We start from the raw sequence: 10,055 nt of genomic DNA on the forward strand, positions 1-10,055 counted from the left end.
TTCCGCTTCAGCTTTCGGTTCAGGCGTGGTGTCGATGCTGACGTCGATGTCGCTCGCCTTGTTCCTCGCGGCCCCATCCGTGACCTTCGCGCAGTCGTTGCCTACAGGCGGCCAGGTCGTGGGCGGCCAGATCAACATCGGTCAAAACAGCAACACGATGACGATCACCCAGGGAACGCAGCGCGGGGCGATCAACTGGAGCACCTTCAATATCGGCTCGGGCAACACGGTCCAGTTCGTTCAGCCGAATTCGACGTCGCAGACGCTCAATCGCGTGGTGGGCGGCGTGCCCTCGAACATTCAAGGCAGTCTCCTCGCCAACGGCCAGGTGCTGATCCAGAACGCTAACGGCATCCTGTTCGGCGGTGGCTCGGTGGTGAACGTGGGGTCGCTGCTGGCGACCACGAAGAACATCGACCCGAACCAGTTCATGGCGGGTGGCGCGCTGGATCTGAGCTCGACCGGTGTGAACGCCGGGATCGTGAACAATGGCACGATCAACGCGCAAGGCTACGTGGTCCTCGCCGCCGACCAGGTGAGGAACGCCGGCACGATCAACGCGCCGGGTGGCCAGGTGGTGCTGGCGGCCGGCGACAGTGCGACGGTGGCGCTGAACAACGGCCAGGGCATTTCGGTGACGCTGAACAATGCGACGGCCAACGCGCTGGTGGACAGCAGCGGAAATATCGAGGCCGGTAACGGATCGGTGCTGCTGACCGCGCGAGGTGCGAACACGGTGCTCGACACGGTGGTTAACCTGTCCGGCGTCGTCAAGGCCGGGACCGTGGTAGCCGATGCGGGTAACACAGGCGACACGGTGGTGACGGGACGGATCGACGCCTCGAACACTACCGCGGGTGGCACGGGCGGCACCGTGGTGCTGACGGGCGATCGCGTGGGTCTGTTCGGCAATGCGAGCGTCAATGTTTCCGGTGACGGCCAGGGCGGTACGGTGATCGTCGGCGGCGACAGCCTGGGTCATGTGGCCAATAGCTCGGCATCTTCCCTGATTTCGTCGGTGAACTTCGCGAACCAGACCGTGGTGGGCGCGGGTGTGACCATCGACGCAGGTTCCGCACACGGCAACGGTGGATTCGTGGAGACCTCGGGCCACACGCTGGATGTGCAAGGCAGCATCTCGGCCGCAGCGCCCAACGGCGAGGCCGGGCACTGGCTCATCGATCCGACCGATGTCACGATCGGTGGCACCGATGCCAACTTTACGGGCAATCTCAGCGACGGCACGTTCAGCGGCGGCAGCAACACGACCGCAACAGTAAGCAATACGACGATCAGCTCCGCACTGAGCAACGGCACGAACGTAACGATCACGACGGCGAGTAGCGGTAACGCGACCGGCAACATTACGCAGCTGGCGGGCGCGGACATTACCGACACGAGTACGAGCAACACGTCGCTGACGTTGACGGCCAATGGCAGCATCGCGCTGCGAGGCAACATCACGTCTACCTCGGGGAAATTGAACCTGAATCTGACGGCGGATGCGGGCAATAACGGATCCGGTTCCGTCTCTACAGCAGCCAATACATCGATTAACCTGGGCGGTGGCGAACTGACCGTTTCGGGCAACACCACTAATATCGCGAATAACGTCGCCGTCAATCTGTCTGGTGTACTAAACAACATCGGTGGCGGTTCGATCGTGGGTAGCGCTAACGGCAACGCTGGCGTTTACCTGGGTAGCGCGCTGAACTTCAACGGCACGGGTTCGCTGAACATCACCGGCTCGGAGACTGGCACTGGTGCCGGTTTTGGCGTTTACGCGAACGGGCTGAACGTGAGCTCCGGTAACGTGACCGTTAACGGCACGACGGCCGGCACCTGTGCCGGCGTGTCCGTCGCTGCTCCGGTGAACGTGGCGGGCGGTAACCTGACCATCGCTGGTACGACGACGAGATCGAACGTCGGTGTCAATGGCGTGAATCTGTCCGGCGCCGTGTCGGTAACCGGTAACGGCGCGCTGAATGTCACGGGTACGGCATACGGCACCACCGGTACCGGTGTGTACGTGAGCTCGCCGGTGACGGTCAACGGTGGTAGCGTGACGCTCAACGGTACGTCGGGGGTGGGCTGCACGACGTCCTCCGGCAATGGTGTGTGGTTGGTCGGCAATGTGTCCGCGTCCAACAACAGCGTGGTGAACATTACCGGTACGGCGTTGGGTACGAGCACCGGCATGGGCGTGTTTGTCAACGGCAACCTGAGCGTGACGGATAGCACGACGACGATCGGCGGTACCACGAACGGTTCCAACACGGGAGCATGTGTGTCGGGGTGCGTGTCGGTGAACGGCAGCAGCAATGTGGCCATTGCTGGCGCATCGAACACCGGCAGTGGCGCGTGCATCTCCGGGACCAACGTAACGGTGGGCGGTAACGGCACGCTGAACGTTTCTGGTAACTCCGGTACCGGCGTTGGCGTGTGCATCTCCGGGAACGTGGCGACGAACGCAAGCGGTAACGCGACCATTCGCGGAACGTCGAATTCCGGCATCGGTGTGCAGCTGTCCGGGAGTAACGTGACGGCAACCGATAGCAGCACGTTGAATATCACGGGTACTTCGAATACCACCGGCGCAAGTAGCGGCGTGTGCATTTCGGGTATCAATCTGGCGGTATCCGGGAATGGCACGTTGAGCGTCAACAGTACCACTCAGACCGGCACAGGCGTGGGCCTCGGCTTCAATAGACTGGTGACGGTCACCGACAACGGCACGTTGAACCTCGTCGGCGTCACGAACGGTAGCAGCAACGATGGCGTGGATTTTTCGAACGGTGTGCAGGTATCCGGAAACGGCGTACTGAACGTCTTCGGACAATCGAGTGGCGGGTATGGCGTTTATATCACCAGCACCAATGGCGGCATAACGCTGAACGGCGGTAGCGCTTCGATCGTCGGTGTGTCGAACACATCGTCCGGTGTTTTGACGCTAGCCACTCCTGCTCAGGTGCTTACTGTCAACAACGGCACTCTTAACATTACCGGCCAGTCCAATTCTGGCGATGGCGTGGATTCTTATGGTAACTCCACGGTCACCGGCGCCGGCAGCAGCCTGAACGTCATCGGCACCTCCAATTCCGGCACCGGCATCATCCGTTCGTGCTTAGGTTTGTCGCCGTTGAACGTTTCCAACGGCGCTACCGTGTCGTTCAACGGTACATCGAACAGCAATTACGGCGTGCTCCTCAACGGCTTCAACAACATCACCTCGGGTGGCTGCTTTACTGTCACCGGCGTTTCCTATGGCAACAGCGCCGGCGTTGCGCAAGGTGCGAGCGGAAGCCCGAACATTACGGTGACAAATGGCACGATGATTGTCGTCGGTACGTCCTATGGCAGCAATGGCTCTGGCGTGAACATCGGCGCGGGCCAGACCATGACCGTTAACGGCAGCAGCGTCGTCAATATTACCGGCGTGGCCACGGGCAATGGCTCGGGCGTATATATGGCGGGCAGTCTCAATGCGACGGATACCTCCAACGTGACTATCGGCGGTACGTCGAATGGTAGCGGTGGGGGCGTCGCCGTCACCGGTTGTATCGCGGTGAGCAGCAATGCCTCGACGAATATCACCGGCACCTCGTTCGGCAACGGCACGGGAACGAATCTCGCCGGTTGTGTCACGGTGAGCGGCAATGCCTCGACGAATATCGCTGGCACCTCGGTCGGCAACGGCACGGGAGCGTACATCGGCGGCTGCGTCACGGTGAGCGGTAATGGTGTGACGAATGTCACCGGCAACGCGGGCGGCAGCGGCACGGGCACGAACATCGCTGGCTGCGTGACGTTGAGTGGCAGCGGTGCGATGGGTATCCAGGGCACCTCGTTGGGCAATGGCGCAGGCGTACTGTTGGGTGGCCGTCTCAACGTGTCCAATACTGCTGAGATAACCGTGAACGGCACGTCGGACGGCAACGGTGTCGGTGCGAACATCAGTGGCTGCGTCACGGTGAATGGCAGCGGTGCGGTGAATGTCACGGGGACCTCGAACGGCAACGGCACGGGCGCGAATTTCAACGGCGTATATAACAACATCACCGATAACGGCACGCTGAGTGTCACCGGCGTATCGAACCTCGGCACCGGTGCGAGTTTTAGCGGATGTGTCACGGTCGGCAACAGCGCTACGCTGGACGTTGGCGGCAGTTCGAATAACAGTACGGGTGTGAATTTCGGCGGCTGTATCACGATGTCCGGCGCCACCACGGTGAACGTCACCGGCCAGTCGAATGGCGCCGGTACCGGTATTCTGTTCGCGTCGACGCTCGGAAATATCAATGTGAACGTCGGCAGCGTGTCGTTTAACGGCACGTCGAATAGCGGCGTGGGCTTGAACATCGGCACCAACGTGGCGGTGAGCGGCACCGGCAATGTGACGCTTAGCGGCAAGACGTCGAACGGCACCGTCGACGGTCTGAACTTGTGCGGGAGCGTGGCGGTCTCCGGCAACGGCACGTTGAACATCACCGGTACGACGGGGCCGACCGGCAACGCCAGCGGTGTGACGCTGAACTTCAGCCGGGTCACCTTCAATGGCGGCAACTTCACGGTCACCGGCGTGGCCGGTGGTTCCGGCTATGGCATCAACTTCAGCAACTCGCCGTCGTCGTACTCGGTGACTTCGGGCAATGTGACGTTCAACGGCACGTCGAATACAGGCCACGGTCTGAGCCTCGCTGCAAACACCAGTCTGGCCGCTAGCGGCAACGGAAGTTTGACGCTCATCGGCACGACGCAGAGTACTACCCTCGACGGTATCGACCTCGCTGGAAACGTGTCGGTGTCTGGTAATGGTGCTCTGACCGTTGTCGGTGGTTCGAATGGCGGCTATGGCATCTACGTGAATACTCCGCTGAATGTCACCGGCGGGAATCTGGTGCTCAACGGTACCTCCAACACCAATATCGGCGTGTATTTCGCCACCAACGCGACCGAAAGTGTCTCGAATGGCAGCCTGAACGTCACGGGCAACTCCGCCAATACGAGTGGGGTCGCTTTTGCCGGCGACGCAAACTTCAACCTGTCGAACAATGGCGTGGTCAACCTGAGCGGAACGGGCAGCGGCGGCAACGCAGCCGGCATTTCGTTCGGACACAACCTCACGGTTAACGGCACGGGTAGCTTGACGGCCAACGGCAACGGTGGGGTGCATACAAGCGGTATCGTTGCGGTGAACAACAATGCCGCGGTAACGCTCAACGGCACGTCGCAGACAAGCGACGGCGTGCTGCTTGGCGGCGGCGCGGCGGTAACCGGCGGCCGCCTCAATCTCATCGGCGCATCGGCCAACTCGGCTGGTGTCAACCTTTCCCAGTCGGTGAACGTATCGGGCAACAGCACGCTCAACGTGACCGGTACGTCGAATACGGGCGTTGGCGTTTCACAGGACGTGAATAGTTCGCTCAATACGAACAATTCTGCAGTGGTCAGTCTCAATGGCACGGCCACGGGTAACGGCACGGGTGTGCGTCTGAACGGCAGTACGAATGTATCGGACAACTCGACGCTGAACATGACGGGTAGTTCGGTGGACGGTACCGGCGTGCTGGAGAGCATGACGCCGCACGCTGTCATGAATATCAGCGGCAATGGCCACGTCAATGCCTTCGGCAGTTCCGTCAATGGCACGGGTAACGACTTTAACGGCGACACCCAGCTCACGGGCAATGGGGCGCTGAACCTGACGGGCACATCGGTCAATGGCACGGCGGTGGAACTGAGCTCGAACCTCAATGCCACGAACAACAGCACGATCACGATCGCGGGGAATTCGACCAATGGGACGGGTTTCCAGGAGGATCCGGGCAGCAATCTGAACCTGAGCGGCAGCGCGAAGGCCAATATTTCGGGTAATTCGGTCACTGGCGATGGTGTGGATCTGACCGGCACCAATACGCTGACGGGAAATAGCAGCCTGATCGTTCATGGCAATTCGGATAGCGGCAGTGGCTTGGGCCTGGGCGGGGCGATTAACGCCACGTCGGGCACGACCGTTTCGTTGAACGGTACGTCGAACACGGGCGCAGCGATTTACCTGGGCGCGGGCGATGGCCTGACGCTGGACGGCAACCTCGCGATGAACATCGCGGGCAGCTCGAACGCGGGCACCGGGGTAGAGCTGGGCAACGTCACGGTGACGGATATGGCGACGCTGAACGTGACCGGCAGCACGGTGACGGGTGTCGGCGTTTCACAGGACGCGAACGGTTCGCTGGATATGAGCGGCGACGCAGTGGTCAATCTCCATGGCACGTCCACCGGTGACGGCACGGGCGTGCGGCTGAACGGCAGCACGAATGTGTCGGCCGACTCGACGCTTAACCTCAACGGTAGCTCCGTGGACGGCATCGGGGTGCTGGAGAGCATGACGCCGCGTGCCGTGATGAACATCACCGGCAATGGTACGGTCAATGCGTTCGGCAGTTCGGTCAACGGCACGGGTAACGACTTCAACGGCGATACGCAGATCACGGGTAACGGCTCGCTGAACCTGACGGGTACGTCGGTCAACGGCACGGCCGTGGAGCTGAGTGCAAACCTCAATGCCACGGACAACGGCACGATCACGATCGCGGGTAATTCGACCCATGGGACGGGCTTCCTTGAGGATCCGGGCAGCAGCCTGAATCTGAGCGGTAACGCGAAGGCGAGTATTGCGGGCGAGTCGAGCACCGGAGTCGGCACGGAGCTGAATGGGTCGACGGCAGTATCGGAGAACGCCTCCCTGAGTATTCTGGGTGACGCGACCGTTGGCAGCAACGGCACGCTCGATACCAGCAATGGCGGCTCGACTGATGTCAGTGGCAACCTGTCGAACAACGGGACGATTGATACTGATAGTGGTTCGCTGAATATTGGCGGCAACGTCGAGAATAATGGTTCGCTGAACACGAGCGGTGATAACGGCACGACCAACATTGGTGGTGGCCTGAACAACAGCGGCAACGTCAGCACGACGGATAACGGTACGCTGAATGTGACGGGCAACGTCTCGAACGGTGAGAACGGCACGCTTGACACCAGCAATGGTGGCTCGACTGATGTCGGCGGTAACCTGTCGAACAACGGCACGGTCGACACCGACAATGGTTCGCTGAACGTGAACGGAAGCGTCGACAACAATGGTTCGTTGAACACGAGCGGCGACAACGGTACGACCAATATTGGTGGTGACCTGAACAACAGCGGCAATGTCAGCACGACGGATAACGGCACGCTGAATGTGACGGGTAACGTGTCGAACGACGAGAACGGCACGCTCGACATCAGCAATGGCGGCTCGACCGACATCAACGGTAATCTGTCGAACAACGGCACGGTGGACACCGACAACGGTTCGCTGAATGTCAACGGCAGCGTGGACAACAATGGTTCGTTGAACACGAGCGGAGACAACGGCACGACCAACATCGGCGGTGACCTGAACAACAGCGGCAACGTCAGCACGACCGACAACGGTTCGCTGAACGTCAACGGCAGCGTGGACAATAACGGCACGCTGAACACGGCCGCTAACGGCACGACCAGTATCGGTGGTGACCTGAACAATAGCGGCAATGTCAGCACGACCGACAATGGCACGCTGAACGTGACGGGCAACGTGTCGAATGACGAAAACGGCACGATCGACACCAGCAACGGTGGCTCGACAGACATCAATGGCAGCCTGTCGAACAACGGCACGGTGGGCACCGACAACGGCACGCTGAACGTGACGGGCAACGTGTCGAACGATGAAAACGGCACGATCGACACCAGCAATGGCGGTTCGACGGACATCAACGGTAGCCTGTCGAACAACGGCACGGTGGATACCGACAATGGTTCGCTGAACGTCACCGGCAGCGTGGACAATAATGGCACGCTGAACACGACCGCTAACGGCACGACCAGTATCGGCGGCGACCTGAACAACAGCGGCAACGTCAGCACGACGGACAACGGTACGCTGAACGTGACGGGCAACGTGTCGAACAATGGCACGATTGATACCGACAATGGTTCGCTGAACGTGAACGGCAGCGTGGACAATACCGGCACGCTGAACACGACCGATAACGGCACGACCAGTATCGGCGGTGACCTGAACAACAGCGGCAATGTCAGTACGACGGACAACGGCACGCTGAACGTGACGGGCAACGTGTCGAATAACGGCACGCTCGACACCAGCAATGGCGGTTCGACGGATATCAATGGCAGCCTGTCGAACAACGGCACAGTCGACACCGACAACGGTTCGCTGAACGTCAACGGCAGCGTGGACAACAACGGCACGCTGAACACGACCGCTAACGGCACGACCAGCATTGGTGGTGACCTGAACAACAGCGGCAACGTCAGCACGACCGACAATGGCACGCTGAACGTGACGGGCAACGTCTCGAACGACGAAAACGGCACGCTCGACACCAGCAACGGCGGCTCGACCGATATCAACGGTAACCTGTCGAACAACGGCACGGTCGACACCGACAATGGATCGCTGAATGTCAACGGCAGCGTGGACAACAATGGCACGCTGAACACGACCGCTAACGGCACGACCAGCATCGGCGGCGACCTGAACAACAGCGGCAACGTCAGCACGACGGACAATGGCACGCTGAATGTGACGGGCAACGTGTCGAACGACGAGAACGGCACGATCGACACCAGCAACGGTGGCTCGGCGGACATCAACGGTAGCCTGGATAACAACGGCACGGTCGACACCGACAATGGTTCGCTGAATGTCAACGGCAGCGTGGACAACAATGGTTCGTTGAACACGAGCGGTGATAACGGCACGCTGAACGTGACGGGCAACGTGTCGAACGATGAAAACGGCACGATCGATACCAGCAATGGCGGTTCGACGGACATCAACGGTAGCCTGTCGAACAACGGCACGGTGGACACCGACAACGGCTCGTTGAACGTCAACGGCAGCGTGGACAATAACGGCACGCTGAACACGACCGCTAATGGTACGACCAGCATCGGCGGCGACCTGAACAACAGCGGCAACGTCAGCACGACGGACAACGGCTCGCTGAACGTCAACGGCAGCGTGGACAACAATGGTTCGCTGAACACGACCGCTAACGGTACGACCAGCATCGGCGGCGACCTGAACAACAGCGGCAACGTCAGCACGACCGATAACGGTACGCTGAACGTGACGGGCAACGTGTCGAACAATGGCACGCTCGATACCAGCAATGGTGGTTCGACCGATATCGGTGGCAACCTGTCGAACAACGGCACGGTGGGCACCGACAACGGCTCGCTGAATGTCAACGGCAGCGTGGACAACAACGGTTCGCTGAACACGACCGCTAACGGTACGACCAGCATCGGCGGTGACCTGAACAACAGCGGCAACGTCAGCACGACGGATAACGGCACGCTGAACGTGACGGGCAACGTGTCGAACGACGAAAACGGCACGATCGACACCAGCAACGGTGGCTCGACAGACATCAACGGTAACCTGTCGAACAACGGCACGGTGGACACCGACAACGGCTCGCTGAACGTCAACGGCAGCGTGGACAACAACGGTTCGCTGAACACGACCGATAACGGCACGACGAATATCGGCGGTGACCTGAACAACAGCGGCAATGTCAGCACGACGGACAACGGCACGCTGAATGTAACCGGTAACGTGTCGAACGATGAGAACGGTACGATCGACACCAGCAACGGTGGCTCGACAGACATCAATGGCAGCCTGTCGAACAACGGCACGGTGAACACCGACAATGGCTCGCTGAATGTCAACGGCAGCGTGGACAACAATGGTTTGCTGAACACGACCGATAACGGCACGACCAGCATCGGTGGCGACCTGAACAACAGCGGCAACGTCAGCACGACGGACAATGGCACGTTGAACGTGACGGGCAACGTGTCGAACGATGAGAACGGTACGATCGACACCAGCAACGGTGGCTCGACAGACATCAATGGCAGCCTGTCGAACAACGGCACGGTGAACACCGACAATGGCTCGCTGAATGTCAACGGCAGCGTGGACAACAATGGTT

1 protein-coding gene is annotated in these 10,055 nt (G+C 60.2%); it reads left to right on the forward strand.

Annotation, left to right across the window (positions count from 1 at the left end):
• Positions 1 to 34 precede the first annotated feature (34 nt).
• Positions 35 to 10,055 (forward strand): hypothetical protein (locus HHL14_RS31050; RefSeq protein WP_230413285.1); only part of this gene is annotated, 10,021 nt, incomplete at its 3' end.

It is taken from the genome of Paraburkholderia antibiotica (assembly GCF_012927125.1).
Taxonomy (GTDB): domain Bacteria; phylum Pseudomonadota; class Gammaproteobacteria; order Burkholderiales; family Burkholderiaceae; genus Paraburkholderia; species Paraburkholderia antibiotica.